Below are 274 nucleotides of genomic sequence, written 5' to 3' on the forward strand. Positions count from 1 at the left end.
TCTGATTCGCGACGTGTAGCCTGATGTTTACGTCAGGAACGATATCCCACCTGACATGCATGTCAGGTTACAACACCACCGTATTTTTATGCGGTGGGTTGGCTTGTAAGGTTTTGCGCAGGGCAATTTCGTAGCTGGGTTTCAGGTGGGTAACCCAAAGCTCAACGGGTTGTTGCTCTAAGCTTTTCAGGGCGCTTTCAAGTAAGCCAGGGGTCATGTGTTTGGTTTTTTCTGCAACCTGCAGTAGCTCGTCAGGGAAAGCGCATTCCAGCAT

1 pseudogene is annotated in these 274 nt (G+C 49.6%); it reads right to left on the reverse strand.

Going from position 1 to position 274, the window contains the following annotated elements:
* Positions 1-67: 67 nt before the first annotated feature.
* Positions 68-274 (reverse strand): annotated as a pseudogene (locus B3180_RS10570) (3',5'-cyclic-nucleotide phosphodiesterase); the annotation flags it as partial.

This window comes from Idiomarina sp. UBA4206, assembly GCF_002383015.1.
GTDB lineage: Bacteria > Pseudomonadota > Gammaproteobacteria > Enterobacterales > Alteromonadaceae > Idiomarina > Idiomarina abyssalis.